At 72.3% G+C, this 25938-nt stretch carries 18 protein-coding genes and 1 tRNA gene; 14 read left to right on the top strand and 5 right to left on the bottom strand.

Going from position 1 to position 25938, the window contains the following annotated elements; translation table 11 throughout:
• Positions 1-11: 11 nt before the first annotated feature.
• From OO67_RS00500 to OO67_RS00465, 8 genes are all read left to right on the top strand, one after another.
• Positions 12-641, top strand: a complete 630-nt coding sequence (locus OO67_RS00500; protein ID WP_033296547.1) for a hypothetical protein — start codon at positions 12-14, stop codon at positions 639-641.
• A 345-nt stretch (positions 642-986) separates the two neighbouring features.
• A complete protein-coding gene (locus tag OO67_RS00495; RefSeq protein WP_033296546.1) occupies positions 987-2492 on the top strand; it encodes a DUF7059 domain-containing protein in 1506 nt (501 codons plus the stop codon).
• Positions 2493-2901: 409 nt separating this feature from the next.
• Positions 2902-3099 carry a hypothetical protein gene (locus OO67_RS00490; protein ID WP_033296545.1) on the top strand — a complete coding sequence of 66 codons (198 nt, stop codon included), beginning with the start codon at positions 2902-2904 and terminating at the stop codon, positions 3097-3099.
• Between the two features lie 279 nt (positions 3100-3378).
• Positions 3379-6246 carry a type I DNA topoisomerase gene (gene topA, locus OO67_RS00485; protein WP_033296544.1) on the top strand — a complete coding sequence of 956 codons (2868 nt, stop codon included), beginning with the start codon at positions 3379-3381 and terminating at the stop codon, positions 6244-6246.
• A gap of 206 nt (positions 6247-6452) precedes the next feature.
• On the top strand, positions 6453-9548 hold the full coding sequence (tmk, locus tag OO67_RS00480) for a dTMP kinase (protein ID WP_051709049.1): 3096 nt from the start codon (positions 6453-6455) through the stop codon (positions 9546-9548).
• Positions 9549-9660: 112 nt separating this feature from the next.
• Positions 9661-10866, top strand: a complete 1206-nt coding sequence (locus OO67_RS00475) for a DNA polymerase III subunit delta' (RefSeq protein ID WP_033296542.1) — start codon at positions 9661-9663, stop codon at positions 10864-10866.
• 112 nt (positions 10867-10978) lie between these two features.
• Complete coding sequence (locus OO67_RS00470; protein WP_033296541.1) at positions 10979-12508, top strand: alpha/beta hydrolase; 1530 nt, start codon at positions 10979-10981, stop codon at positions 12506-12508.
• A gap of 98 nt (positions 12509-12606) precedes the next feature.
• Positions 12607-12680: transfer RNA gene (locus OO67_RS00465), tRNA-Thr, on the top strand.
• 237 nt (positions 12681-12917) lie between these two features.
• Here OO67_RS00465 and OO67_RS00460 read toward each other — a convergent pair.
• The 3 genes from OO67_RS00460 to OO67_RS00450 form a co-directional block, all read right to left on the bottom strand.
• Positions 12918-14153: an HTTM domain-containing protein gene (locus OO67_RS00460; RefSeq protein WP_033296540.1), complete on the bottom strand. Its 1236-nt coding sequence runs from the start codon at positions 14151-14153 to the stop codon at positions 12918-12920.
• The gene (locus tag OO67_RS00455; protein ID WP_341864633.1) at positions 14143-14706 is read right to left on the bottom strand and encodes a DUF5819 family protein; all 564 of its coding nucleotides are present in this window, start codon (positions 14704-14706) and stop codon (positions 14143-14145) included. The genes OO67_RS00460 and OO67_RS00455 overlap by 11 nt, the downstream gene beginning before the upstream one ends.
• Positions 14707-14998: 292 nt before the next feature.
• The gene (locus tag OO67_RS00450) at positions 14999-16300 is read right to left on the bottom strand and encodes an ice-binding family protein (protein ID WP_033296538.1); all 1302 of its coding nucleotides are present in this window, start codon (positions 16298-16300) and stop codon (positions 14999-15001) included.
• Between the two features lie 924 nt (positions 16301-17224).
• On the opposite strand from OO67_RS00450, the gene OO67_RS00445 reads away from it, so the two are divergent.
• From OO67_RS00445 to OO67_RS00420, 6 genes are all read left to right on the top strand, one after another.
• Positions 17225-18271, top strand: coding sequence for an acyl-CoA dehydrogenase middle domain-containing protein (locus tag OO67_RS00445; RefSeq protein ID WP_033296537.1), 1047 nt, complete (start codon positions 17225-17227; stop codon positions 18269-18271).
• Positions 18268-19038, top strand: a complete 771-nt coding sequence (locus tag OO67_RS00440) for a PIG-L deacetylase family protein (RefSeq protein WP_033296536.1) — start codon at positions 18268-18270, stop codon at positions 19036-19038. The genes OO67_RS00445 and OO67_RS00440 overlap by 4 nt, the downstream gene beginning before the upstream one ends.
• Positions 19035-19652, top strand: coding sequence for an SAM-dependent methyltransferase (locus tag OO67_RS00435; RefSeq protein WP_033296535.1), 618 nt, complete (start codon positions 19035-19037; stop codon positions 19650-19652). The genes OO67_RS00440 and OO67_RS00435 overlap by 4 nt, the downstream gene beginning before the upstream one ends.
• Complete coding sequence (locus OO67_RS00430; protein WP_033296534.1) at positions 19649-20377, top strand: glycosyltransferase family 2 protein; 729 nt, start codon at positions 19649-19651, stop codon at positions 20375-20377. Before OO67_RS00435 ends, OO67_RS00430 begins: the two co-directional genes overlap by 4 nt.
• Before the next feature lie 60 nt (positions 20378-20437).
• Positions 20438-21661, top strand: a complete 1224-nt coding sequence (locus tag OO67_RS00425) for an FUSC family protein (protein WP_033296533.1) — start codon at positions 20438-20440, stop codon at positions 21659-21661.
• 109 nt (positions 21662-21770) lie between these two features.
• Complete coding sequence (locus OO67_RS00420) at positions 21771-22640, top strand: sulfurtransferase (RefSeq protein WP_051709048.1); 870 nt, start codon at positions 21771-21773, stop codon at positions 22638-22640.
• A 39-nt stretch (positions 22641-22679) separates the two neighbouring features.
• Here OO67_RS00420 and OO67_RS00415 read toward each other — a convergent pair whose 3' ends face one another.
• Together OO67_RS00415 and OO67_RS00410 are read right to left on the bottom strand one after the other, a co-directional pair.
• Positions 22680-25154 carry an FtsX-like permease family protein gene (locus OO67_RS00415; RefSeq protein WP_033296532.1) on the bottom strand — a complete coding sequence of 825 codons (2475 nt, stop codon included), beginning with the start codon at positions 25152-25154 and terminating at the stop codon, positions 22680-22682.
• A complete protein-coding gene (locus tag OO67_RS00410) occupies positions 25148-25888 on the bottom strand; it encodes an ABC transporter ATP-binding protein (protein ID WP_033296531.1) in 741 nt (246 codons plus the stop codon). The genes OO67_RS00415 and OO67_RS00410 overlap by 7 nt, the downstream gene beginning before the upstream one ends.
• Between the last annotated feature and the right edge of the window lie 50 nt (positions 25889-25938).

The following is a 25938-nucleotide window of genomic DNA, read 5'->3' as shown; positions in this document are numbered from 1 at the left end:
GACCCAATCCGGTGAACAAGAAGCTTGCAGCCGCACTGTCCGGCGGTGCGGTACTCGTACTGACGCTGTCGGGCTGCAGCGACGACGACAGCGACAACAAGGTGAACGACTGGGCGAAGAAGGTCTGCGACCAGGTTCAGCCGCAGTTGCAGAAGATCGCGAACGCCAATGCCGCGATCCAGCAGCAGACGGCTGACAACAGCAAGCCGGCTGACGTACAGAAGACCGACTCGGCCGCCTTCCAGCAGATCTCGCAGGCGTACAAGGCGCTGGGCTCGGCCGTTCAGTCGGCGGGGGCGCCGCCCGTGGACGGTGGGGAGACCACGCAGAAGGAGGCTGTGAAGGAGCTCAACGCTTCCTCGGTCGCCTACGCGAACCTGAAGACCAAGGTCGACGGGCTCGACACGAAGGACCAGGCGAAGTTCGCCGACGGGCTCAAGGGCATCGCGGACGAGCTGAACAAGATCAGCACCAGTGGTGACCAAGCGCTGAAGAAGCTCCAGTCCGGTGAGGTCGGTGCCGCGATGGCGAAGCAGAAGGGCTGCCAGAAGCCGACCGCCTCGGCCCCGCCCGCCTCCGCTCCGTCGGCCCCGGCGTCGCAGTCCGCGTCGCCCTCGGCCTCGGCGAGCGCCAAGGCGTAGAGCGGATCGGCGTGGGGCGGCCACGGCGCTTGCGTGCAAGGACTCGGCGGCGCTGGGGCCGCGCGCGCGAAATGCCGTAGCGGCACTGGCGGCGCGTGCGGCGGAAAGCCGCAGTGGCGAGCGCGTGGCAGGCCGCACCGCCGCGCGCGAGCAGCCGTCATCGCGGCCGTGCGAACGGCCGCGATCACGGCAGGTCTGCGAGCGGCCGCACCGCCGGACGCCCTCGCCGGTGCACGCGGTGAGCGGCGCGGAGCCGTCGCGGGGAGACCCGTGCGAAGTGGCCCGGCCGCCCCTCGTGGGCGCCGGGCCGCTGCCGTTGTCGGCGTGACCGGACACAATGGGCGGGTGAGTACGACCAGCCTCCCCGCATCCGACCGCGCGCCCCGGCTCCGCGAAGCCCTGATCGCCGCCGCCTTCACCGCCGATGGCCTCCTCGAACGGCTCGGCGCACCCGCGTACGCCGCCCTCGCCCGTAGCGAGACGGTCCCGGCTTTCCGCGCCACCCGCGGGAATTCACCGCTCGACACGCTGGTGCGGCTCTTCCTTCTGCAGTGCCCCGTTCCGGCCGCCACGGCCGCCGCAGCCCTCCCCCTGGAGGAGTGCGTGGAGGACGGCTGGGTGGTCCAGGAGGGCGACCTGGTCGCAGCGACCGTCGACGTCCGCCCCTACGGCGGGCCGGAGGGCCAGGACTGGTTCATCGTCTCCGACCTGGGATGCGCGGTCGGCGGGGCCGGCGGCATCGGATCACACGAGGAAGGCGTGGTCCTCGGCGTCGGTGGGGCCTCCACCACGCTCGCGGGGATCACCGTGCGCAAGCCCGTCGCCTCCGCCCTCGATCTCGGTACGGGCTCCGGCATCCAGGCTCTGCACGCCGCCCAGCACGCCACTCGCGTCACCGCCACGGACGTCAACCCGCGCGCCCTGGAATTCACCCGCCTCACCCTCGCCCTGTCCGGAGCGGCGCCCGCCGATCTGCGGGCGGGCTCCCTCTTCGAGCCGGTGGGTACGGAGACGTACGACCTGATCGTGTCCAACCCGCCCTTCGTCATCTCCCCGGGTGCCCGTCTGACCTACCGTGACGGCGGGATGGGCGGCGACGACCTGTGCCGGACCCTCGTGCAGCAGGCCGGGGACCGGCTCAACGAGGGCGGGTACGCACAGTTCCTCGCCAACTGGCAGCACGTGGAGGGCGAGGAGTGGCAGGACCGTGTGCGCTCCTGGGTGCCCGACGGCTGTGACGCCTGGATCGTGCAGCGCGAGGTGCAGGACATCACGCAGTACGCCGAGCTGTGGCTGCGTGACAGTGGCGATCACCGCGCCGATCCCGCTCTCTACGCCGAGCGTTACGAGGCATGGCTGGACGAGTTCGAGGCCCGCAGCACCAAGGCCGTCGGCTTCGGCTGGATCACGCTCCGGAAGTCCGCCGCGGCCGCCGCCGGGACTCCTTCGCTCGTCGCCGAGGAGTGGCCGCACGCGGTGGAGCAGCCTCTCGGATCAGCCGTCGAGGCTCATTTCGCACGGCAGGACTATCTGCGGGAGCACGACGACGCGGCGTTGCTCGCCGCGCACTTCACTCTTGCCGAGGAGGTCGTCCAGGAGCAGGTCGGGCTGCCGGGCGCCGAGGATCCCGAGCATGTGGTGCTGCGTCAGCACCGTGGCATGCGGCGTGCGACCAAGGTCGACGCCGTCGGGGCCGGGTTCGCAGGCGTGTGCGACGGTTCGCTGCCCGCAGGCCGGATCCTGGACGCCATCGCCCAGCTGATGGCCGAGGACCCGGTGCTGCTGCGGGACCGCACCCCGCAGGCGATCCGGCTCCTGGTCGAGGAAGGCTTCATCGATCCCGTCCGGTGACCCCGCGCCGGGGCACCGGCAGCACCGGCACCGTCTTCGGCGGCTTTCCCGGTGCCCGGTCACGGTCCGTCCTGCACACCGGAGCCGCACCGTCCGGCGCCCGGCGCCCGGGACCCGGCGCCCGGCCGACCAGCGTGTCCACACGCCGATGCAGGACTCCGGAGCGGCCCGCGGGTTCCGCCCACCGCGACTGCCACCGGGCGGCTGCGCGGCTCGCGGATTCCGCTCACGACCGTTCCCCGGTGAGCTGCACCGTGTTCATCGGGGGTTCGTACCGGCGACGCCCCGGCGTGGCAGCCTCCCCTCTGCCGGGCCGCCCACACAGCGCGGCGGCACGGGAGCCACGGGAAGCGTGCCGGTGTACGGACGCCGCGGCGACAGCCGGGGGAGAAGCGTGAGGGGTACGGACATGGAGAGTGTCACCGCGGTCTTCGCCGGTGCGGCGTTCGCGCTCTTCGGCGCCGCCCTCCTCGTATGGACCGGGGCGCGCACCGTTCGGCGTGCGCCGGTGGCGCTCGGTGTGAGCCCCGTCGCCTCCACCGTCCTCGCCACGCTCTTCGGCGTACTCTTCCTCGTCCTCGGCGTGTGGTGCTTCACCCGCGTCTGATCCCCTTCTCCGGGCAGGGGCCCCGGCCGCCGGGCGGCCGGGCCGTGGTTCCCCGACAGCACCTCGAAACCCGCAGGCGGCAGCCCTGCGAGGACCGGACCGGGCAGTCCGGGCGGCAGGAATGGCGGAAGTCGGGTTACCGTTCGAGTGGCCGTTGCGGGCTTTTGCCGTTTGACACGGGGGCGGGTTGTACCGTCACACTCCGCAGCGACAGCACCGCGGGCAGCGTCATGACGCCGCCCGGATGCCCACGAGTGCCGACCGGAGAGAAGAGCGAAGTTGTCCCCGACCAGCGAGACCGCAGGCCGCCGACTCGTCATTGTCGAGTCGCCTGCCAAGGCGAAGACGATCAAGGGCTATCTCGGCCCCGGATACGTCGTCGAGGCGAGCGTCGGGCACATCCGCGACCTGCCGAACGGCGCCGCCGAGGTGCCGGACGAGTACACCGGTGAGGTACGCCGCCTCGGCGTGGACGTCGAGAACGACTTCCAGCCGATCTACGTCGTCAACGCCGACAAGAAAGCCCAGGTCAGGAAGCTCAAGCAGCTTCTTGCCGAATCCGACGAACTCTTCCTCGCCACCGATGAGGACCGCGAGGGCGAAGCCATCGCGTGGCACCTGCAGGAAGTCCTCAGGCCCAAGGTCCCGGTCCACCGGATGGTCTTCCACGAGATCACCAAGGATGCGATCCGGGCCGCCGTGGCCAATCCGCGCGAGCTGAACCAGCGCATGGTCGACGCCCAGGAGACCCGTCGCATCCTCGACCGTCTGTACGGCTACGAGGTCTCGCCGGTCCTGTGGAAGAAGGTCATGCCGCGGCTCTCCGCGGGCCGTGTCCAGTCCGTGGCCACGCGGCTCGTCGTGGAGCGGGAGCGCGAGCGCATCGCCTTCCGGTCCGCCGAGTACTGGGACCTGACCGGCACCTTCGCCACCGGCCGCACCGGTGACACCTCCGACCCCTCGACGCTCACCGCCCGCCTCAGCGCGGTCGACGGGCGTCGCATCGCCCAGGGCCGTGACTTCGGTCCGGACGGGCAGCTCAAGCCCGGCTCGGCCCAGACACTGCACCTGGACGAGACGAACGCCCGCGCCCTGGCCGCGGCGCTCGCCGACAGCGCGTTCGCGGTCCGCTCGGTCGAGTCGAAGCCGTACCGGCGCTCCCCGTACGCCCCCTTCCGTACGACGACCCTCCAGCAGGAGGCGAGCCGGAAGCTGGGATTCGGGGCCAAGGCCACGATGCAGGTGGCCCAGAAGCTGTACGAGAACGGCTTCATCACCTACATGCGTACGGACTCCACGACCCTCTCGGACACCGCGGTCTCCGCGGCCCGGGCGCAGGTCACGCAGCTGTACGGGGCGAACTACCTGCCCGACAAGCCCCGCACGTACGCCGGCAAGGTGAAGAACGCGCAGGAGGCGCACGAGGCGATCCGCCCCTCGGGCGACCGCTTCCGCACCCCTGCCGAGACGGGCCTCACCGGCGACCAGTTCCGGCTCTACGAGCTGATCTGGAAGCGGACCGTCGCCTCCCAGATGAAGGACGCCACGGGTAACTCCGTCACGGTGAAGATCGGCGGCCGGGCGAGCGACGGCCGCGACGCCGAGTTCTCGGCATCCGGGAAGACGATCACCTTCCACGGCTTCATGAAGGCGTACGTCGAAGGCGCGGACGACCCGAACGCCGAGCTGGACGACCGTGAGCGCCGTCTGCCGCAGGTCGCCGAGGGCGACCCGCTGACCGCCGACGAGGTCACGGTCGACGGCCACGCCACCAAGCCGCCGGCCCGCTACACCGAGGCCTCGCTGGTCAAGGAGCTCGAAGAGCGCGAGATCGGCCGTCCGTCGACGTACGCCTCGATCATCGGGACCATCCTGGACCGCGGCTACGTGTTCAAGAAGGGCACGGCCCTGGTGCCGTCCTTCCTCTCCTTCGCCGTGGTCAATCTGCTGGAGAAGCACTTCGGCCGGCTCGTCGACTACGACTTCACCGCGCGCATGGAGGACGACCTCGACCGCATCGCGCGGGGCGAGGCCCAGTCCGTGCCGTGGCTGCGGCACTTCTACTTCGGCACGGGCGGCGACGCGACCGGTGCGGGAGCGGCCTCCTCCGCGGGCAACGGCGACGGGGACCACCTCGGCGGCCTGAAGGAGCTCGTGACGGACCTGGGCGCGATCGACGCCCGCGAGATCTCCTCGTTCCCCGTCGGCAACGACATCAAGCTCCGCGTCGGCCGCTACGGTCCGTACATCGAGCGCGGCGAGAAGGACTCCGAGGGCCACCAGCGCGCGGACGTGCCGGAGGACCTGGCGCCCGACGAGCTGACCGTGGAGCTCGCGGAGGAGCTGCTGGCCAAGCCGAGCGGCGACTTCGAGCTCGGGGCCGACCCGGTCAGCGGGAACCAGATCATCGCGAAGGACGGGCGGTACGGCCCGTACGTCACCGAGGTGCTGCCCGAGGGCACACCGAAGACGGGCAAGAACGCGGTGAAGCCGCGGACCGCGTCGCTCTTCAAGTCCATGTCGCTCGATACGGTGACGCTGGCCGACGCGCTCAAGCTGATGTCGCTGCCGAGGGTCGTGGGCGAGGACGCCGAGGGCGTCGAGATCACCGCGCAGAACGGCCGGTACGGGCCCTATCTGAAGAAGGGCACGGACTCGCGTTCCCTGACGTCCGAGGACCAGCTCTTCGACATCACGCTCGAAGAGGCCCTCGCGATCTACGCCCAGCCGAAGCAGCGCGGGCGGGCCGCCGCCAAGCCGCCGCTGAAGGAACTGGGCACGGACCCCGTCAGCGGGGCCCCGGTGGTCGTGAAGGACGGCCGCTTCGGCGCCTACGTCACCGACGGCGAGACGAACGCGACGCTGCGGACCGACGACAGCGTCGAGGACATCACGCCGGAGCGCGGCTACGAACTGCTCGCCGAGAAGCGGGCCAAGGGCCCGGCGAAGAAGAAGACGGCGAAGAAGGCTCCGGCCAAGAAGGCGACGGCGAAGAAGGCCACGACGGCCAAGAAGGCGACGGCGAAGAAGACGACCGCCGCCAAGACCACGGCCGCGAAGAAGACGACCACCGCCAAGAAGGCGCCCGCCAAGAAGACGACCGCCGCGGCCACGAGGACCGCTTCGGCTCCGTCCGAGGAGGGCTGACCGCCGCCGCCTCGGCGGTGGCGGCCGGCGCACGGAGCCGGCCGTCGGCCGTGAAGTGATGCGGAGCTGACCGCCGGCCTCGAACGCCGGAAGGGCCGGGACGACCCGGCCCTTCCGGCGTTCGTGCGAGGGGCGGCCGACGTTTCCGTGGGCATATGTTCGGACGCGGCCCCCGGGTACCGCACGGCTCCCGATAGGCTGGGCGGATGACGCGAGCCGAGCAGCCATTGGTCGTGAGCCCCACCTCCGACACACTTGCCGCAGACTCACGCGAGCGAGCCGTACGAGCCCTGTTGCGTGTCCCCCCGCTCCGGCGGTTGTGGAGCGCCCAGCTCGTCGGCAGTATCGGCGATTCCCTCGCCCTTCTGGTGCTTGTGCTGTTGTCGCTGCAGGCGGCGGTCCTCGAGGGCTCCTTCGGGGCCGGATACCGCGGGGCGGCCTTCGCCGTCGCCGCCGTGTTCGGTGCCCGGATCCTTTCCACCGTGCTCTTCGGAGCCGTACTCCTGGGGCCTCTGACGGCGCTCACGGCGCCCGGTGGCCCCGTCGACCGGCGCTGGCTGATGATCGGGGCGGACGCGTTCCGGCTAGCTCTCCTGGTCGTCGCGCCCCTGTGGATCGACTGGATGCCGGACAAGGCACTCATGATGATCCTGATCACCGTCTTCCTGGCGGGTACCGGCGAACGGCTGTGGTCGGTGGCCAAGGAGAGCGCGGCTCCCGCGCTGCTTCCCGCCCCGCCGTTGGAGGGCGCCGCGGTGCGCCCGCTGCCCGACCACCTCGACGCCCTGCGGAGGCTTTCCCTCCGGACGAACTTCCTGGCGGTCCCGGCGGCCGCCGCCGTGCTGGTCATCGCCTCGCTGATCGGTGAACTGCTGGGCACCGGCTTCGACTGGTTCTCCTTCCACCAGGCCGCGCTCGGTTCCTACGTCGCGGCAGGACTCTTCTCCGCCTCCGTCTCGACCCTGTACTTCCTCGAACTTCCGGCCACCCAGACCCCCCGCCCGCGCTCGCCCCTGGAGGGACTGCGCAGGCCGGCCACCGGAACGGGGTCCGGCAAGGGCCGGACCGGCAGCATCCCGCTCGTCGTCGCCGCGTGCTCCGCCGTGGCCGGGGCCATCGCCGCCGCGGCTGCCGTCTCCGTGCTGCACGCCGCCGATCTCGGTGGCGGGCCCGCCACCTTCGCCCTGCTGATCCTGGCCCTGACCGGTGGCACCGCACTCGGCATCCGTACCGCGCCGAAGGTGCTGCCCGCCCTGTCGCGGCGTCGCCTGCTCGCACTGGCGGTCGCCGTCACGGGCGTGGCGCTCCTCGCGCTCGGCCTGGTCCCCGACACCGCCACGGGGCTGCTGATCGCGCTCCTCGCCGGTTACGCGGCGGGGGTCGCCGCCAACATCGGGCATGCGGTCGTCGACCAGGAGACGGAGCCTCTCCGGCAGGCCAGGACCACGGAGCACCTCCAGGCAGTCGTCCGGGTGATGGTCGCGCTCGGCGCGGTGGGCGGCCCGCTGCTCGCCGCCGCCATCGGGCGGCACCGTCTGGGATCCGGCGACTTCGTCTTCGCACACGGCGGCGCGGCTTTCGCGCTGATGCTCATCGGCGCTCTGCTGCTGCCGGTCGCGGTGATCGTCCTCGCCAGGACCGACGACCGCGCCGGTGTGCCGCTGCGCCGCGACCTGCGTGAGGCCCTGCGCGGCGGCGACCCCGCCGTCGCACCCGCGGCGAACGGTTTCTTCCTCGCCCTGGAGGGCGGCGACGGAGCCGGTAAGTCCACCCAGGTCGAGGCGCTCGCCGAATGGATCCGCGCCAAGGGCCACGAGGTCGTCGTGACGCGTGAGCCGGGGGCCACCCCGGTCGGCAAGAGGCTGCGCTCGATCCTCCTGGACGTCTCCTCGGCCGGTCTGTCGAACCGGGCCGAGGCACTGCTGTACGCCGCCGACCGGGCGGAGCACGTGGACTCGGTCGTCCGTCCGGCGCTGGAGCGCGGCGCGGTCGTCATCTCGGACCGCTACATCGACTCGTCCGTCGCCTACCAGGGCGCGGGCCGGGACCTCGCCCCGACCGAGATCGCCCGGATCTCGCGCTGGGCGACGAGCGGACTCGTACCGCATCTGACGGTGCTCCTGGACGTCGATCCGGAGACGGCGAGGGAACGCTTCACCGAGGCGCCCGACCGGCTGGAGTCCGAGCCCGCCGAATTCCACACCCGGGTGCGGTCCGGCTTCCTCACGCTCGCGGCAGCGGACCCGGCCCGCTACCTGGTGGTGGACGCCGGGCAGGAGCCGGAAGCGATCACCACCGTCGTACGCCACCGGCTCGACCGGGTCCTGCCGCTCTCCGAGGCCGAGATCCAGGCCAGGGAAGAGGCCCGCAGGGCGGCCGAGGAAGAGGCCCGGCGCAAGGCGGAGGAAGAGGCGGCCCGCAAGGCCGAGGAGGAGCGGCTGGAGCGTGAGCGGCAGGCTCAGCTCGCCAAGCTCCGCGCCGAGGAGGAGGAGCGCAGGCGCCGCGAGGAGGAAGAGGCGCGGCAGCGCGAGGCCGAACGGCAGGCGGAGGAGGCCCGGCAGCGCGCCGAGGAGGCCCGTCGCCGTGCGGAGGAGGAGCGTGCCCGTCTCGAGGCCGAGGAGCGGGTGCGCGAGGCCGAGCAGGAGCGCCTGCGGGCGCAGGCCAAGGAGGAGGCGCGGCTGCGCAAGGAGGCGGAGGAACTGCGCCTGGAGAAGCAGCGCAAGGCGGAGGAGGCGCTGGTGAGGGCCGAGGAGGCTCGCCGCCGCGCCGAGGCCGAGGCAGCAGCCCGGGCCGAGGAGGCCGCCGCGCAGCGTTCCCACGAGTCCGGCCGCCCCGGCTCCGGGTCCACCGGGCCGTACGTGCCGGACAACGAGCTCACCGTCCCGACCCCGGTGGTGAATCCGAACGAGATCACGCAGCCCGTGCCGGTCGCCAGGCCGGACCGCCCGTCGGACGAGACGGCCGTGCTGCCGCCCGTGCGGGACGCGGACGAGACGGCAGTGCTGCCGCCCGTGCGGGACGAGGACCCGTCGGACCGCGTGCCGCCGGGCGTCTTCCGCGACGAGCGCCGCGCTTCCGGCGCCGAGAGCGAGAACGAGCGCACGCGTGAACTGCCCCAGGTCGAAGACCCGCAGGCCGGACGGCCGGTCCAGGACGCTCCCGGCCGCCAGAAGCGGCCGCGTCCCGACTGGGCCGAGGAGACGCCGCTCGACGACCTGCCGTCCCTGGCCGACGAACTGCTCGGCGGCCAGGAGGACGACAAAGGCGGATCCGGACGGGGCGGGCGCCGGCCCCGCCGCTGACGGTGAGGTGGGACCGGGGACGGGACGCCGGGATTGTCAGAGCCTTCCCGCACAATAGGGAGGCGATGGGATTCCGGCGTTCCCGCGCCACACCACCGGAAGGGCGGCGACCGTGACCGTATGGGACGACCTGGTCGGACAGGACCGGGTGCAGGAGCAGCTCGGTGCCGCCGCCCGGGACGCCGACGTACTGGTCACCGCCATCTCCGCGGGCGAGCCGGTGCCCCCCGGCTCGAAGATGACCCATGCCTGGCTGTTCACGGGCCCGCCCGGTTCCGGCCGGTCCACCGCCGCCCGCGCCTTCGCCGCCGCGCTCCAGTGCACCAGCCCCGACCGCGCCCTGGGCGGGGCTCCCGGCTGCGGCTTCTGCGACGGCTGTCACACGGCGCTGATCGGTACCCACGCCGATGTCGAGGTGATCCGCACGGATCTGCTCTCCATCGGGGTGAAGGAGACCCGTGAGCTGGTCCGCCGCGCCCAGCTGTCCCCCGCCGTCGGCCGCTGGCAGGTCATCGTCATGGAGGACGCCGACCGCCTCACCGAAGGCGCGGGAAACGTCCTGCTGAAGGCGGTGGAGGAGCCCGCGCCCCGCACGGTGTGGCTGCTCTGCGCCCCCTCCCTCGAGGACGTGCTGCCCACGATCCGTTCGCGCTGCCGCCATCTCACCCTGCGTACGCCTCCGGTGGACGCCGTGGCCGACGTGCTGATCAGGCGTGACGGCATCGATCCCGAGCGGGCCGCGTCCGCCGCCCGTGCGACGCAGGGGCACATCGGCAGGGCGCGCCGCCTGGCCACGGACGAGCGGGCGCGTGCCCGCCGGGCCGCCGTGCTCAAGCTCCCGTTGCGCGTCCATGACGTCGGCGGCTGCCTCAAGGCGGCGCAGGAGCTGATCGACACGGCCACGGACGACGCCAGACAGGTCGCCGAAGAGGTCGACGTCAAGGAGACGGACGACATGAAGGCGGCGCTCGGCGGCGTGGCCGGTGGCCGGATGCCGCGCGGGACGGCGGGTGCGATGAAGGAGCTGGAGGACAGGCAGAAGCGCCGCAGGACGCGCACGCAGCGGGACAGTCTCGATCTGGCGCTGAGTGAACTCACCGGCTTCTACCGCGATGTGCTGGCTCTTCAGCTCGGGTCCCGGATCGCTCTCGCCAACACCGACGTGCGGGACGCCCTCGACCGGATCGCCGAGTCGTCCACGCCCGAGCGGACCCTGCGCCGGATCGAGGCCGTGTTCGCCTGCCGCCGGGCCCTCGACCGTAACGTCGCGCCCTTGCTCGCCGTGGAGGCGATGGCGGTGGAGCTCCGGGCGGGCTGACGTCCTGCGTCCCGGCCGGAGCCGCAGGGCCGCACGGTCCACAGGGCTGGGTGAATTCACCCGTATGGGCAGGGAATCGGTGGAGTCGTCACCTGGCGGCTACGCTCCGGGGATGGACACCAGGCGCCTGCTCCGTATCCTCGCCACCGCGCTCGGCACTGCCGGCCTTCTCGTCTCCGGCTGCAGCAGCGGAAGTACGACGCCGAGTGGGTCCGCGACGGGCTCGGCCGCCGCGGAGGAGCTGAAGCCGTACTACGGGCAGAAGCTGCGTTGGCGGGACTGCGGCGTGGAGGGCTTCCAGTGCGCCACGATGAAGGCACCGCTGGACTACGCGAAGCCTGGGGCCGGAGACGTCGAGCTGGCCGTCTCGCGCGCGAAGGCGACCGGCCCCGGCAAGCGGATCGGCTCGCTCCTGGTGAATCCCGGCGGTCCCGGGGGCTCGGCCGTCGACTATCTCCAGGGGTACGCGGGGATCGGCTACCCCGCCCCCGTCCGGGCCCGGTACGACATGGTGTCCATCGATCCACGCGGGGTGGCCCGCAGTGAACCGGTCGAGTGCCTCTCCGGCAAGGACATGGACGCCTACACGCAGGTGGACCAGACCCCGGACGACAAGGGTGAGGTGGCCGAGCTGCGCGCATCCTTCGAGAAGTTCGCCGAGGGCTGCGAGAAGCGCTCCGGAAAGATCCTTCCGCACGTCTCCACGGTCGAGACGGCGCGCGACATGGACATCCTGCGCTCCCTGCTCGGCGACGAGAAGCTGCACTACGTCGGCGCCTCGTACGGCACGTTCCTCGGCGCGACCTACGCCGATCTGTTCCCCGCCCGGGTGGGGCGTCTCGTCCTGGACGGGGCGATGGACCCCTCGCTTCCCGCGGTCGACATCAACCGCGATCAGACCGCCGGCTTCGAGGGGGCGTTCCAGTCCTTCGCCGCGGACTGTGTGAAGCAGACGGACTGCCCGCTCGGCACCTCGTCCACCGCCGATGCGGCGACCACCCTCAAGGAGCTCTTCGCCCAGCTGGACTCCGAGCCCGTGCCGACCGGCGAGACCCGGCAGCTGACCGAATCCCTGGCGACCACGGGTGTGATCGCCGCCATGTACGACGAGGCCGCCTGGCCCCAGCTCCGTGAAGCCGTCGCCGGTGCGCAGCGCGGTGACGGCTCCGGCCTCCTCGCCCTGGCCGACAGCTACTACGAGCGTGAGCCGAGTGGCGAGTACGCCAACCTGATGTTCGCCAACGCCGCCGTGAACTGCCTCGACCTGGCCCCTGCCTTCGACGGTCCCGCAGCGGCGGAGAAGGCGCTCCCGGAGTTCGAGAAGGCCTCCCCGGTCTTCGGCAGGGGCTTCGCCTGGGCGGCGCTGAACTGCGGCTCCTGGCCCGTGGACCCCACCGGTACCCCGCACCGCACCGAGGCCGAGGGTGCCGCCCCGATCGTCGTGGTCGGCACCACCCGTGACCCGGCCACCCCCTACAAGTGGGCCGAGTCCCTCGCGGAGCAGCTCTCCTCCGGCACCCTGCTCACCTACGAGGGCGACGGGCACACGGCGTACGGCCGGGGCAGCGACTGCATCGACACGGCGATCAACACCTACCTGCTGGAGGGGACTCCCCCCAAGGACGGCAAGAAGTGCACCTGACCTGCGGATACGGCCATGGGGGCGGGCGGTACGGAGCACCCCTGGAAACTGTGTAGACTTGGCGTCGCTGCTGACCGCACCATGGTGCGACAGAGCGTGCCGCCTTAGCTCAGTTGGCCAGAGCAACGCACTCGTAATGCGTAGGTCTCGGGTTCGAATCCCGAAGGCGGCTCTGTGGAAGCCTCAGGACTCACTCGCCGTGACCTGGGGCTTTTGCTTTTGTCGGATGCGGCGCGCCGTCGGGCGCGGGCCGCCCGAGTGTCGACGGCGTCAGTTCTGGTCCCTGCGAGGCCGGGATCCGGCTTCGAGGGTGGCGGCGTACACAGATACACCAGGTCAGGCCCGGTCATCCGTGAGGGATGACCGGGCCTGAGTGGTTTCCGAGGCTCCTTCGGGAGAAATCAGGTGCCTACCGGTGTGTCCTGTACTGGTCCGAGGCGAGCCCGGTGGCGACCGTCGTGTCCTCCGGCGCTCCCCGAGTGGTGCGGTACTTCGAGCCGGACGCACCGGGCCTGGCCTGCGAGGGTACGGATCCGGAACCTGGCCCCGGGCCGGCCGCCCGTCGCCGCATCCCTGCGCGCCGTGCTGCGCGTCGCCACAGCTGAGGCAGGAAGGCGTAGAAGCGGTCGGGAAGGAAGACGGCATCCGCGATGATCATCGCGCCGGAGAACAGGGGCAGCCCCAGAAGCACCGCGATACCGATGTGCATGCTCAGCAGCAGGGCCAGAACCGGGTACTTGAGCCTGCCGAAGAGCACGAACGGGAAGGCGACCTGCAGGAGCACCGTCATGTAGCCGGCGATCGCGATCAGGATGGTGTAGTCGTCCACCAGGTGGGAGAACGCGGGCCAGGGCTGGAAGAGCTCGAGGTTCAGCGCGTAGTGGAGAGCGGTACCGCCACCCCAGGTGGGGCCCTGGACCTTGTAGAGGCCGGCTGATCCGTAGAGGAAGCAGACCTGCGCCGCGATGACGAAGAGGCCGCAGTTGTGCATGACCGTGACCAACGTGGTTCGGGCGCGGTGGAACTGCTCCGGGAGGACGCTGCTCACCGGCTGCGGCGTCTCCCCCTCACGAGCGGCTCTGAGCCGGGCTCTGCGTGCGTCCAGGGACCATCGCCGACCGCACGCCGTGAGGACGAGGTAGAGGGCCATCAGCAGGACGAGGTTGTCGCCCCCGTCCGTCATGAAGATCGATCGCGCGTGGAACGAGGCCACCACGACCGCGAAGAGGGCGGACATGGCGCGGGTGCGCCAGCCCAGCATGAACAGTGCGGACGTGACGAGGGCCAGCACGTAGCAGAGTTCGAAGTAGGCACGGCTGTCGGACAGGGTCAGGATGCTGTTCCAGCCTGTCTGCCGGAAGAGCTGCTCCGCCAGCGCGGGCGTCCAGGGGGAGCCGGGGCCCCAGATCTCGTCACGGTGCGGGAACTCGCGCAGGAGAAAGACCAGATAGAGAAACCCGTAGCCGATGCGCAGCACCGACGCGGCGTACAGAGACACCGGGCGTCCGGTGAGAAGGGTCCACAGCGCACCGGCCCGGTCGAGGAGCCACCTCCGGGCTGTGCCGACGGCCCCGGTGCCGTGGTCCGCGGGCCGGTCCCGTCGCGCTGCCGGGGAGGGGAGAGAGGGTCGCTGTTCATTTCCCACGGGGGGTCACCTTCCACCAGGGCAGGAGCCGAGTCCCGAGGGGCTTCGGCGGGCCGTTCCCGGCGGCAGTGCCGGGCGCGGCGACGGGCAGTGTGAAGACCCGGAGCTGGATGAACTCGATCGTGCCGCCGCCGTCCCTGTGGGCGGCGACGCGCTCCGCGGCGATGTTGCTCAGATACTTCTGCAGCATCACGGCCCGCTCCGAGCCCGCGGCATCGTCTCCCCCGTGTGTCTCCTCGTAGGAGGTCCAGGCGCGGCGGAGAAGGTTCTGATTCGTGTGGCTCGGAAACGGATTGTGGTCGACTGCGGAATTGTCCACGGCAGTCAGGTCGAACCAGGGGCTCACGTGCATCGATCCACGGGAATCTGTCTGTGCGGTTCTCGCCAGGATCTGCCGGTTGGTGGAGTCGGGGTCCGGGGCGAAAAGCCGCCAATTCTGTTCGAAGAGCGGGTACACCCATGCATTGATCTGTGGGTTGTACCGCTTCGACAGAGGATTGGCGGGGGCCACATGCAGGAATACGAGAAGGACATGGACGACGGTCGCCACCACGCACACGGCCACGGTGGTGTACAACCCTGCTTTCAGCGTACGGACCGCGAGGAGCCGCCTGCCCGGCGCCACAGGTTCTTCATGGTCCGGTTCGGTTACCGGACCAGAATCCGACCTCTGGCATTCCTTCACGTCCGCTGATTCAATGCCGCTCGACACCGCCCACCCTGTCTTTCTCATATCTGCTGCTCACGCCTGAGGTCTGTGCGGACCGTCAGCGACGGCGCGCCGCGGATTCGTGAGAATCCGCCGCGCGCCGTCATCCGATGAGGTGCTTTTCGCAGGCTGTTGCTCAGGCCTCGTGGCCTTCGTGGCCCGCGGGCTTGTCGCCATAGCCGAAGTGCTTGCCAGGCTGCTCGTCGTGACCGCCGTGGCCGTGCTCCGGCTTTCCGTCCTCGCCCGGACCGTCGTGGCCCGGCTTTCCGTCCTCGCCCGGACCGTCGTGGCCCGGCTTACCGCCCTGGTCCGGACCGCCGTGGCCGTGCTCCGGCTTTCCGTCCTCGCCCGGACCGCCGTGGCCCGGCCTGTCCGGCTTCCCACCGTTACCGCCGGTGATGGCTCCGCCCGTGGTGTTCCCGGCGCTGTTGCCCGAGGTGTTTCCGCCGGTGGTGTTCCCGGCGGTGTTGCCCGTGGTGTTCCCGGAGGTGTTGCCGGCGATGTTCCCCGACGTGCCGCCCGTCACCAGGTCGACGATGGGGCCGCCGAGGAGGCCGCCACCGATCAGGCCCACGGTCGTGCCGGTCGTCGAACCCGTCGTCGTGCCGGTGGTCGTACCCGTCGTCGTGCCGGTCGTCGTACCCGTTGTCGTGCCGGTGGTTGTACCCGTCGTCGTGCCGGTCGTCGTCGAGCCGGTCGAGCACGACCCGAGGAAGATCCGGTTGGTGTCGAGCGTCACCTGGCCGTTACGGGCCAGCGCCCGGCCCTCGATGTTCGCCCCGTTGGTCGCGAAGATCGAGGTCAGAGCCATGATGGTGCCCACGAACGTGGAGTTGGTACCGAGGGTCGCCGAACTCCCGATCTGCCAGAACACGTTGCACGGCGAAGCGCCGTTCGTGAGGAGGATCCGGCTGTTGGGTGCCGTCGTCAGGGCTTCGGGAACCTGGAACACCCAGACCGCGTTGGGGTTGCCCCCCGCGTTCAGGACCAGGTCGCCGGTGAGTCCGACGCCGGCCGTAGCGGTGTGGACGCCCGGGAGCAGCTCCTGGCCTCCGCCGATGCCGGCCGGAAGCGCGAAGTCGGTGGCCTGGCCGGCCGCGTTGTTGTACGCGACGACAAGATCGCTCTTGGCCTGGAGGGCTGCGGCGTCCGCCGGGTGCACGGCGCCGAGCACCAGCCCGGGCGGGAACCCGGTGATGGCCGGATTCGGGCTCGTCCCGAGGTCGTGGCCGAGGACGGAGGGGCCGGTGTTGGTGACACCCTGACCCGCCAGAACGGAGTAACTGGCGGCTGTGCCCAGGGGTACGGGCAGGGCGATGGCCGACGCCGTGGAGGGCGTCACGGCGACCATCACAGCGGCAACGGTTGCGGCTAGACCCGAGGCGAGCCAGCCGGACAGAGCGCGGCGCTGAGCCGCCTGAGGAAACTTCAGCTTCATCGAGAGGCCATTTTCTATGGGGGCCGTGGCGTACCGGGCCCTACCAATCGCCCGGAATGCCTTGTTGGAGTCGCCGCATATTACCCAGGGACATCCGCATTTCAGCAGTATGTGAAGGGGATGGGAATTATGAAAAACATACTGAATGGCGCAAGTGGGTGACGTAATTCCCAAGCTCATATTTTCGGTCATCCGGCGTCATCCGGCGTCATCCGGAGCGGACGGGGCCCGCTCGGCCGAGACGAGGCGGAATCTCTTTTGTGTCCGGTGGATCGAAACCCGCCGCATTCGGAGAAGTACCGCCAGTCAGGTGTTCTCACGAACTCGCCACGACGCGGGCGTGGCGTGACGGTCTCGTGCGGAACATGAGCGCGGATGGCCGGGGAAAGGGCTGGGGTCGATTTCGCCCCAGTTACTGCCGCGGCGATGTGATTCCTCGGTTCGAATCCGTTTGTGTGCTCCGCGCCTGGTCATCGATGTCCCGGTCGGGCCCGGTGCCGCCCCGCGTGGTGAGGCGTCACGTTCTCCACGGTCGCGGCCGGCCGGGCAGGCAGCCCTTGCGCCGGCGCCGGGCGTGGCCCGCTGGATCCTGGCCCCGCCGGTAGCGGCGGAGTCACCATCTGGACGCCTCCACATGCCGCCGGGGTACGCAGGGGAGATCGTGTAGCCATGGCCGGCACGGCGTTCGGCGTCATCGATGTGCTCCACACCCGTGAGTGGGGGACGGCCCCCGCGCCGCCCGGGACCCGGGCCTCCGGGATCACGGTCGGCGACCGGACTCACCGGGTGATCGCCGGCCCTGGGGGAGGCGGGCCCGCAGCCGTTTTCTCCTCGGCCGGCTTCAACCGCGCGTCACCGGGCACTGGAGTGAGCGCAGTGACCGGGCGGAGGACGAGGCCGCCCGGAGCGACGGAGGGCACGCGAATGACCGAGGACGCAGTACGGCGGCCCGTCGTGCCGGAGGCCCAGCCCCGGCCCGTGGGAGCCGAAGATTTCGATGCCCGTGCCCTGCGCGCGGAGACCGCCACGCGTTTCACCGCCGCGGTCGCCGCGATCGACGCGGGAGACATGGACTTCCCGCTGCCGGGCAGCGGCGCGACCGCCGAGCGTTTCGCCGCGCTGCGGGCCGTGGCCGAGGACGATCTGTGTCTCGCCCGGCTGGTGGAGGGCCACGTCGACGCGTTGGCGATCCTCGGCGAACTGGGCGGCCCCGCGCCCGAGCCCGGCCGGCGCTGGGGGGTGTGGGCGGCCGAGCCCCCCGGCGAGGGGCTCTCCGCCGTCCGGGGTGCCGACGGGCGGTGGAGCGTGAGCGGGCTCAAGCAGTACTGCTCCGGAGCGCACAGCTGTACGCACGCGCTGGTCACCGCCCGTGCCGAGGACGGCCGGCGACTCTTCGCCGTGCCCCTGGAGGCGGGGACGTACGAGCCGGTGGAGGGCAGCTGGCAGGCGCTCGGCATGGCCGGCTCCGACACGCCGGACGTGCGTTTCCACGCGGCGGACGCCGAGCCGGTCGGGGACGTCGAGGGGTATGTGAACCGTCCCGGTTTCCAGCACGGTGGCATCGGGGTGGCGGCCTGCTGGCTCGGCGGGGCGAGTGCCGTGGCCCGCGCCCTGCGTGCCGCGGCCCACCGCGGGGGCGGCCCGCACACCGACGCCCACCTCGGCGCCGTGGACATCGACCTGCGGGCGGCCGGTCTGCTCCTGGAGGCCGCGGCGGCCGGCATCGACGCCGACCCTCTGGACACCAAGGGCGAGGCCAGGCTGCGCAGCCTGCGCGTACGGGGCTTCGTCGAGGCCGTCTGCGACCGCACGCTCGGGCATGTGGGCCGGGCCACCGGTGCGGGGCCGCTGTGCCATGACCGGCGCCACGCCCGTGCCGTCGCCGACCTGACCGTCTACATCCGGCAGCACCACGCCGAGCGCAACCTCGCCGAACTGGGTGCCCTGGTCAGCGGCCGGGAGGAGGAGTGAGCACGCACACCGAGGACTCGTCGCCCTACGCCGACGCGATCCAGGCCCCCGGCACCGATGAGAGCGTGTGGGAGGCGTGGCCGGGCTGGGAAAGGCTGCGCGAGTTCCCGCTGCCGCCCCGGGGCCGGGTCGTCGTGGTCGCCGCGCACCCCGACGACGAGGTGCTGGGACTCGGCGGCACGCTGGCACGGCTCGCGGCGGCCGGGCACGCCCTCACCGTGGTCTCCGTGACCGACGGAGAGGGGTCGCACCCCCACAGCAGGGTCGTACGCCCCCGCGAACTCGTCCGCGTCCGCGCCGAGGAGACCCGCACCGCCCTCGGACGGCTCGGCGCGGGGGAGGCCGAGATCGTACGGCTGCACGTACCCGACTCGGGCGTCGACCGTCACGAGGAGGAGGTACGACGGGCTCTCGTCCCGCTGTGCTCGGGAGCGGTCCTGGTCGCGGCCCCGTGGACCGGCGACGTGCACAGCGACCACGAGGCGGCCGGCCGGGCGGCCCGGGCCGCGGCCCGGGAGGCCGGTGCGCCCTTCGCCGAGTACCCGGTGTGGATGTGGCACTGGGCGCGCCCCGAGGATTCCCGCGTGCCCTGGGAGCGGGCGGCGCAGGTCACCCTGTCCGCCGGGGTCCAGGCCCGCAAGCGGCACGCGGTCGATGCCTTCGCCTCGCAGATCCGGCCCCTGGGGCCGGGAGCGGCGGAGGCGGCGGTCCTGCCGCCGGAGGAGCTCGCCCACCACCTGCGTCCCCGTGAGGTGGTGTTCCTGTGAGCACTCCGGCCGGATACTTCGAGGACATGTACCGGGGCGAGGACGATCCCTGGCACCTTCAGGAGCGCTGGTACGAACAGCGCAAGTACGCGCTGACCCTGGCGTCGCTGCCCAGGCCCCGATTCCGCAGCGCCTTCGAACCCGCTTGCTCGGTGGGCCAGCTGACGCGTCTCCTGGCTCCGCGGTGCGAGCGGCTGCTCGCCGCCGACCGGGTCGCCTCCGCCGTGGAGACGGCCCGGCGGCGGACCGCGGATCTCGGGCAGGTGGAGGTGGCCCGGCTCACCGTGCCCGAGGAGTGGCCCGAGGGACGCTTCGACCTGATCGTGCTGTCCGAACTGCTCTACTACTTCGACGGGGAGCGGCTGGACGGACTGCTGTCACGGGCCACCGGTTCGCTCGAACCGGGCGGGACCCTGGTCACCGTGCACTGGAACCACCCGGTACCCGAGCACCTGTACACCGGGGCTCAGCTGGCCGGCCGGCTCGCCCGTGAACCCGGGCTGCTGCTGCGGACCGACCACCGGGAGGAGGACTTCGTCCTGCAGACCTTCAGCCGGGTCCTGCCGGGTGACGCCGCGCCCGCCTCGCCCGCCGCGTTCGAGGGGCTCGTGTGACGAGGATCGCCGCCATGGCCGTGGTGATACCCGCGCACAACGAACAGGCGCTGCTGGGTGCCGCCCTCGCCGCCGTCTCCCGGGCCGCACGGCACCCCGCCCTCGTCGCCACCCGGCTGCTCGTGGTGGTCGCCGCGGACGCCTGCACCGACGCGACGCAGTCGGTCGCGCGCCGGGCCGGCGCTCTGATCGCGCCGCTCGACTCCCGTAGCCCCGGGCGGGCCAGAGCGGCCGGTGCGGCGCTTGCCCTGCGCACCCTCGGCCTGGACCCGGGCGCCGTGTGGATCGCCTCGACCGACGCCGACAGCGAGGTCCCGCCCCGCTGGCTCGCCCACCAGCGGGCCTGTGCCGAGCAGGGCTGGGACGCGGTGGTGGGTACCGTCCGGCCCCAGAAGTGGCATCCCGCGCTCAGCGATGTGATCCGCCGTCACGTGCGGGAGTACGAGGAGGCAGGCCGCCACGAGGGGCGGCCGGATCTCCACCCGCATGTCCACGGTGCCAATCTGGGCGTACGGGCGGACGCCTATCTGCGCTGCGGGGGGTACCCGGCGCTGGCGACCGGCGAGGACCACGCGCTGGTGGCCGCCCTGAAGGCGGGCGGTCACCGCGTGCTGCGCACCAGACGCTTCCCGGTCCTCACCTCCGCGCGTCTGACGGCACGGGCCCGGGGTGGGTACGGCGACCATCTCGGCGCGCTCGCCCGGCCCGTACGGCAGCTCGACTGACATGCGGGCGGGAGCGGCAGACGACAGGCCGGTGAACGGAGCGGGAGGACTCGGGTACTCATGACCGGTGGCACCACGACCGAGCGGTCGGACACGGGGCGGCTGGCAGCCGTCACCCAGTGGTGGCAGCGCGCCTTCTCCTATGCCGGAGACGAACGCGAGACCCTGCTGGTGATCGGGAAGAGCACCCTCGCGGCCGGGCTGGCCTGGCTGATCGCCTACGACGTCCTCGACGCCCGCTCGCCCGCCTTCGCCCCCTTCTCGGCGGTGCTGATCATGCAGGTGACCGTCTACCGCTCGGTCGTGCAGTCACTGCGCTACGTCGGCGCCGTCGTCGCGGGGGTCCTGGTGCAGGCCGCCCTCGGGTTCCTCGCCGGCCCCGACCTGCTGACCTTCGTACTCGTCGCCGCCATCGCCCTCACGATCGGGCGCTGGCGCGTCCTGGGCGTCCAGGGACCGCAGGTCGCCACCGCGGCCTTCTTCGCCTTCTCGACGTACACCTCGTCGTCCGGCGACTCCGAGCGGTTCTTCCGGCTGGGTGAGATCGTCGTGCTCGTCCTCATCGGCTGCGCGATCGGCACCGCCGTCAACGTCCTCGTGGCCCCGCCGCTGCGCTACCGCAGCGCCGAGTACGGCATCCGCAGCTTGGCCCACACCCTTCACGACCTGCTCGCCGACATGTACCCGGTGCTCGCCGAGGGTGTGCCCGACCAGGACACCACCGGCGGGTGGAGGGCGCGGGCGGAACGTACCGAGGGGATGATCCGGCAGGCGAGGGCGGGTCTGGAGACCGCGAAGGAGAGCGTCCAGCTCAACCCCCGGCGCCTGTTGCGCCGCTACCGGGGCCACCCCGGCTTCCACGGCTACGAGTCGGTGCTCGGCGCCCTGGAACGCACGCTCTACCAGGTGGCCGCGCTCACCCGCGGTCTCGACCGGTCCCGCGAGGAGGAGGACGACGAGGCCCGCCGGCCGTTCCTGCGGCGGTACGCGGGGTTCCTGGAAGCGGCCTCCGCGGTCGCGGAGGTGCTGACGACGCTGGACGAGACCACCTTGCGCGCGCAGGCGAAACGGCTGGAGCGGCTCACCGGGGAGGCCGAGGCGCGGCGGGACGAGGTGGTCGAGGAGACCCGCCGGCTCTCCTCGTCCCTCGCCGATCCCTCGGCCCCGTACGGCATTCTTGTCACCGAGGCGACGCGGCTCCTGGAGGAGTTCCAGTACACCTGCGAGGTCCTCCTCGACGTCGCGCCAGAGACGCACCGGGGGCCGGGTGGGCCGGAGCGGTAGGCCGGCCGGGGGAGCCGCCCCTTGTCCATGCCGGGCGCAGCGTGACGGCCGGAGGACCCACCGGCTGCGGGCGCACCACGAGCACTTCGACGCGGGGGGACGGACGTCCATGGAGACCGAGCACGGGGAAGCGGCCGCTGATGCCGGGACGGAGGGGCCGCCGGGACCCCTCGTCGATGCGGCCTGGCTCGCGAGCCGGCTGACGAGGCGGGGAACGGTGGTCCTCGACGCCTCGGTGGGCGCGCACCGCGCGGCCGGGCGGCGCGTTCCGGGGGCCCGGCGCTTCGACATCGACGGGGTGATGTCCGACCACGCCGTACCGCTGCCGCACACGATGCCTCAGGCGGACGCGTTCGCCGAGGAGATGCGGGCCCTGGGGGTGGACGGCACGGACACCGTCGTCGTCTACGACACCGCCGGGATCTACTCCAGCGCCCGTGCCTGGTGGATGCTCCGCGCGATGGGCTTCGACCGCGCCGCGGTGCTCGACGGAGGGCTGCCCGCCTGGGAGGCGGCCGGGCTCCCGGTGGAGGCCCTTCCGCCGGGAGGCGGCGGGCGGGCCGGGAACTTCACCGCCCGCCCGCGCCCCGGAGCGCTGGTCGGCAGCGACGAGGTCGTGGAAGCCCTGGCCGATCCGGGTGCGGCCGTTCTCGACGCGAGGTCCCGTGGGCGCTTCGCAGGCACGGAGGCCGAGCCACGGCCCGGCCTGCGGGGCGGCCATATGCCGGGGGCGGTGAATCTGCCCTTCGCCGAGGTGCAGCGCGACGGCCGGATGCTGCCCGTGGACGAGTTGCGCGCGGTGTTCGAGGCGTCGGTGGAAGGCCGGGAGCGACTGGTCGTCAGCTGCGGGTCCGGCGTGACGGCGTGCGTCCTGGCGCTCGGGGCGGAGCTCGCCGGGTACGGCGGGGTGGCCGTGTACGACGGTTCCTGGAGCGAATGGGGCCTGCCGTCGGAGCTGCCGGTCGTGACGGGCGCGTAGCGCGCCGGCCGGCTACGCGGGCCCGCCGGGAAGCGGTCCTCACTCGCGGCTGCCGGCCAGTTCGACCGGCCTCGTGCGCATCGCGGCGAGCGCGGGCAGTACGGCGGAGACGGTGGCCGCCACGGCGCACGCGGCCGCCACACCACCGGCCGCCGTCCACGGGACGACCACCGGGGAGCTCACCGAGAGGAGTTCCAGGGCGCCCTTCACCCCCAGCAGGTTCAGCCCGGCCACCGCCCCTCCCATGACCGTGCCCACCGCCACCACCATCAGCGCCTCGACCGTCACCAGCCGGAGCACCTGCGCCTTCGTGGCACCGGTGAGGCGGAGCACCGCCAGGTCGCGCACCCGGTCCGAAGTGGCCATGACCATGGTGTTCGCCAGGGCGATCCCCGTGTACAGCAGGGCGATGCCCAGGATGAGCATCAGGCCCGCGCGGGTGTTGCCGCCGGTACGCGGGTAGTGCGCGGTCACCCACGCGTCCCTCGTCATGACCGGGGTGCCCGTGTCCCGCCCCGCCTCCTCCAGGAGGGCGCGGACGGCCGAAGGGTCCCCTTCTTCCCGGAGCCTGACGTCGATGCGGTCGATCGCGGCTCCGGCCGCGTTCGCGGGAGTGACGTACACCCCGTTGCTGCCGGTGCCGGTGCGCATCACGGCCGCGATGCGCAGCGACACCTTGCGGCCGTCGCCGAGCCAGACGCTCACGCGCTGTCCGACCGTCCGTGTCTCCCACTCCTCGTTCACGATGATGGAGTCGTCGTCCAGATCGCCGACGCGGCCGGCGACGAGGGGCAGACGGGCGGTCGCGGCAAGGCCGGCCGGATCGGCCGCCCGTGCCTCCGACGTGATGAGCGCGGTGCCCTCCTCGAGGACGGTGACCCCGGTGGAGCGGGAGGCACTGGTCACGGCTCCGGGGACGCTCCGTACGCGCTGTACGAAGCGCGGGTCCAGCGGGCCGTCCCCGCCGGCCACGTGGTCGGCGCGGGAGACGGCCGCCGCCTCGGTGGCCCTGGCCTCGTTGATCGTGGCCACGGTGCCCAGCAGCGAGCCCGCCAGGGCGACGGTGATCAGGACCGGCGCGGCGACCGCGGCGGTTCGGCGGATGCCGGTGGACGCGTTCTGCCGGGCCAGCAGGCCGGTGGCGCCCGGCAGCCGCGCGGGCAGCCAGGTGAGCAGACGCGTCAGTGGGCGCACGAGGAGCGGCGCGAGCAGCGCGCAGCCGGCGATGATCCACATGGGCTGCAGGATGTACGTCTTCCGCTTGAGCACGTCCCCGGGGTCGGTGACCAGAGCCCAGCCCAGCAGCCCCAGCCCGGTCAGCAGGACGGCCGCGCCCGTCAGCAGGCGACCCGGCGGCATCCCTCCGGCGTCCACGGACGCGTCGCGGAGCGCCTCCACGGGACGGATCCGGCCCGCGCGGTGGGAGGAGACGGCGACACCGGCGAGGGCCACGCCGAGGCCGGTCCAGAAGGCGGTGTGCAGCGGCCAGGTCGCGTCGCCGACGAGGAACCAGGCCGGGGCGAAACCCTCGTCGACCAGCCGGCCGGCCAGGACGGGTGCGGCGGCCTCGCCCAGCAGACAGCCGGCGGCCGAGGCCAGTACACCGATCACGAGCGCCTCCACGACGACCGTGCGCCGCACCTGACCCGGAGTGGCACCCGTCGTGCGGAGCAGCCCGAACTCCCTTCTGCGCTGGGCCACAGCGAAGGAGAACGTCGAGGCGACGACGGAGACCGAGACGAAACCGGTGATACCGGCGGCCGTGCCGAGCAGGGCGTTGACGGCGGTCAGGGCCTCGCTGTCCCGGTCGGGACCGGGGTCGGCCCGGCGCCGGTCGTCGCCGGTGAGGACGCTCATGCCGGGGAACGCCTGGGTCAGCCGCCGTACCGCGTCCGCGTCGGCGTGAACGGCCACCGCGTCGACGGCCGGGTGGATGCGGGCGGCCTCGGCGTCGCTGAAGAACACCGCCTTCTCGAAGCCCGCGTCGGCCACCGTGCCGACCACCGTCCGCGTCTTCGTCCCGGCGCCGCCGCCGGGGGTGGCCGTCCTGACCCGGTCGCCGGTCCGGAGGCCCGGGCCCCCGCCCGCCGTCACGACGATCTCGCCGGCCTCGGCCGGAGCGCGGCCGGAGATGACGCGGTACGGGGTGGCGGCCGCGACGGCCCACGGGTGTCCCACGGCCCTCTCCCCGGCCAGACGGACGGGGAACGTACGGTCCTCGGCCGTGCGCCCGAGTGCGGAGAGCCCGGCGGCGAGGCGCTGCGGCACCGGGCGGGGGGCGGCGAGCCGGGCCGTACGCTCCCCGACGGGTGTGGCGACCCGCAGGGTGTCCGACGGCGCCACCACGACCGGGGCCCCGGCGAAGCGTTCGGGGCCGCGGTCAGGCGTGTCGAAGGTGGCCGCCAGCGCCAGCCCGGTCATGGCGATCAGCCCGACGCCCAGGGCGAGTGCGACGAACGAGCCGATGAAGGTGACCCAGCGGGTCCGCATCGAGCGCAGGGCGGAGCTCAGCACGGGACCACCGCCAGGGCGGTCATGCGCGCGGCGATCTGTCCGGCGGCCGGGTCGCACAGCTCGTCCCGTATCGATCCGTCGGCCAGGAACACCACACGGTCCGCGTAGGAGGCGGCCACCGGATCGTGCGTCACCATGATCACCGTCTGGCCGGCGTCGGACATCGACCGCAGGAGCTCCAGGACCTCCCGGCCGGTACGGGAATCGAGCGCCCCGGTGGGTTCGTCGCCGAACAGGACCTCGGGCCGGGTGACCAACGCCCGTGCCAGGGCGCCGCGTTGCTGCTGCCCGCCGGAGAGCTCGGTGGGCCGGTGGCGGGCCCGGGAGCCGAGACCGACCCGTTCCAGAACCGCGCGTACCTCCGCGCGGCGGGGTCTGCGGCCCGCGAGCCGCAGCGGGAGCGCCACGTTCTGCTCGGCGGTGAGCGCCGGCAGCAGGTTGAAGGCCTGGAAGACGAACCCGATCCGCTCACGGCGCAGCAGCGTGAGCCTCCGCTCGCTCAGCCCGGTCGTCTCCGTGTCCCCGAGGAACACCCGGCCGGAGGTGGGCCGGTCGAGGCCGGCGGTGCACTGGAGGAGCGTCGACTTCCCCGAACCGGACGGTCCCATGATCGCAGTGAAGGAGCCCCGGGGGATGGCGAGGCTGACTCCGTCCAGCGCCGTGACGGCGTCGGCGGCCTTTCCGAAGGACCGGGTGACGGTGTCGAGCCGGACGGCTGCGGGTTGCTGATTCATGGTTCCACTCAACCGGGCGCGCTCGGCGGCCACATCGCAGCGAGGAGGGG

It is taken from the genome of Streptomyces atroolivaceus, from assembly GCF_000717025.1.
Classification (GTDB): Bacteria; Actinomycetota; Actinomycetes; order Streptomycetales; family Streptomycetaceae; genus Streptomyces; species Streptomyces atroolivaceus.
The sequence above is the reverse complement of the archived record's forward strand: the minus strand, read 5'-3'. Positions and strand labels throughout refer to the sequence as shown.

What these genes read in the sequence shown, in the direction of transcription:
- OO67_RS00450 (WP_033296538.1), bottom strand. Translation starts at nt 16,300, where the DNA reads ATGAAGCTGAAGTTTCCTCAGGCGGCTCAGCGCCGCGCTCTGTCCGGC.
- OO67_RS00470 (WP_033296541.1), top strand. Translation starts at nt 10,979, where the DNA reads ATGGACACCAGGCGCCTGCTCCGTATCCTCGCCACCGCGCTCGGCACT.
- OO67_RS00420 (WP_051709048.1), top strand. Translation starts at nt 21,771, where the DNA reads ATGGAGACCGAGCACGGGGAAGCGGCCGCTGATGCCGGGACGGAGGGG.
- OO67_RS00490 (WP_033296545.1), top strand. Translation starts at nt 2,902, where the DNA reads ATGGAGAGTGTCACCGCGGTCTTCGCCGGTGCGGCGTTCGCGCTCTTC.
- OO67_RS00445 (WP_033296537.1), top strand. Translation starts at nt 17,225, where the DNA reads ATGACCGAGGACGCAGTACGGCGGCCCGTCGTGCCGGAGGCCCAGCCC.
- tmk (WP_051709049.1), top strand. Translation starts at nt 6,453, where the DNA reads ATGACGCGAGCCGAGCAGCCATTGGTCGTGAGCCCCACCTCCGACACA.
- OO67_RS00425 (WP_033296533.1), top strand. Translation starts at nt 20,438, where the DNA reads ATGACCGGTGGCACCACGACCGAGCGGTCGGACACGGGGCGGCTGGCA.
- OO67_RS00410 (WP_033296531.1), bottom strand. Translation starts at nt 25,888, where the DNA reads ATGAATCAGCAACCCGCAGCCGTCCGGCTCGACACCGTCACCCGGTCC.